The sequence below is a fragment of the Candidatus Symbiopectobacterium sp. NZEC135 genome (assembly GCF_025962695.1).
The window spans coordinates 1-1,662 of the sequence record NZ_JAGFPF010000368.1 but is presented as its reverse complement, the minus strand read 5'-3'; the positions used below and the strand labels follow the sequence as shown (position 1 = coordinate 1,662).

2 protein-coding genes are annotated in these 1,662 nt (G+C 45.2%); both read right to left on the bottom strand.

Features of this window, described 5'->3' with window-relative positions:
* Positions 1 to 513 (bottom strand): hypothetical protein (locus J5224_RS26930; RefSeq protein WP_264628222.1); only part of this gene is annotated, 513 nt, incomplete at its 3' end.
* A gap of 251 nt (positions 514 to 764) precedes the next feature.
* Positions 765 to 1,662 (bottom strand): cupin domain-containing protein (locus J5224_RS26925; RefSeq protein WP_264628221.1); only part of this gene is annotated, 898 nt, incomplete at its 5' end.

Genomic DNA, 1,662 nt, shown 5'->3' with positions numbered 1-1,662 from the left:
TTCCGTGGCAGCATCCATTTTGCTTGAATCAGGCTTGCCTTCCGCAGTGAAGCTAATTTCCTCTTCAGTTAAAATGTTGCGATCAATAGCTAATTGTATTCTGCAAAATTGTGAAAAAATTTCAGTGCTGAGTGTGTTGCAAGACGTTTCTCCCTGTTGCGTTGCAACCGTGAGTTTTGTTATTTGTTTTTCTTTGGTATTTTTATCATTGCTTTCGAAAAGAATTTTGTTATTTAAGTACTCAAATTCAATACGATGTGGAATATGATAGGAGTTATTCCTACTGTGTGTTTTTTGAATCTCATGCAATAGATTAAACGTAAAGCCTAGGGCGAATTTTTTGTAATCATCATCCTTGTTTTTTTTTAAGAAGTTGAGGGTGATGATGTTTATGATTTTGACCAAGAAGCAATTTAGGCAAGAAGGCGTTTGCGCTACATTCCCACTGACATGGTTTTGAATGTATTGGGCTATATTGTTAGTACCAGATGTGACATGCATTGGGTTATTCATAACTCTTCCTTCGGTTATAAATAAAGCTAGGTTGGTTTTTATTATATTCTTGTGAGGAAAATCATGAATACATTGTTCACCCTGTATTACTGTAGGAATATTACAGCTTTAAGGAGGGTGTTTTTATAGGTGTATATTAGTTAGACAGTAATACTGTGATATTAAACAAATGGTTGACGGTGAGAATGTAAGGTTTATATCGATACCGGTCATTAAAAATGACCGGTATCAAGTGAGGATAACGGTATTAGTTAATCCATAAAATACCAATAACCGCTGTTAATGAACACGGTCAGTTTGGCCAGAAATGAAGGATCCTCCAGTCCTTCGCCCAACACACTGCCTTCAAACGTCAATTGCTCTGACAGGGCGAGCGCAGCGCTACGGTGTGGGGTATCGAGGCACTCACCATTGACAAAGCACTGCTCTGCGACGCAGAGCACTCGCAGCCCGTTTAACCGGCGTAAAGCGGCCCCTTGCTGAAGTAACTCATAAACTTCGCCGGGTTGATACGGCGGTTCCGGCGGCGCAATATCTAGCTCATGGCGGGATTGCGTAATAAACTCACCAAACCAGCGCTGGAAGTGTTCCGGTTGCTGTACCAGATCCAACATCATTTTTTGCAGCGCATTCAGCTCCTGGGGCAATACCGTGGCCGGGTGTTCACGTTCAGGAATATCGGGATCGCTATAACGATAGCTCCCCAATTCACGAGCCAGTACATAATCGGCAAAACCGCTGACTAATTCACGCCCGTTAGGTGACCGAAAGCCGACCGAGTAGTTAAGCGCATTTTCCAATGAATAGCCTTCATGGGGAAATCCGGGGGGAATATAGAGAATATCCCCCGGAACCATCAGCTCATCAATGATCGGCTCGAACGGACCAACCTGTAACAGATCCGGGTGAGGGCAGTGCTGCTTCATGGGAATTTTTTCCCCGACGCGCCAGCGGCGCTGACCGGTGCCCTGAATGATGAAAACATCATATTGGTCGATATGCGGCCCTACGCCGCCGCCCGGCACGGAGAATGAGATCATCAAATCATCGGTGCGCCAGTCAGGGATGTGACGAAACGGGCGCATCAGTGCCGCTGAGGCGTCATGCCAGTGGTCAACGGCCTGCACCAGCAATGACCAGTTGTGTTCA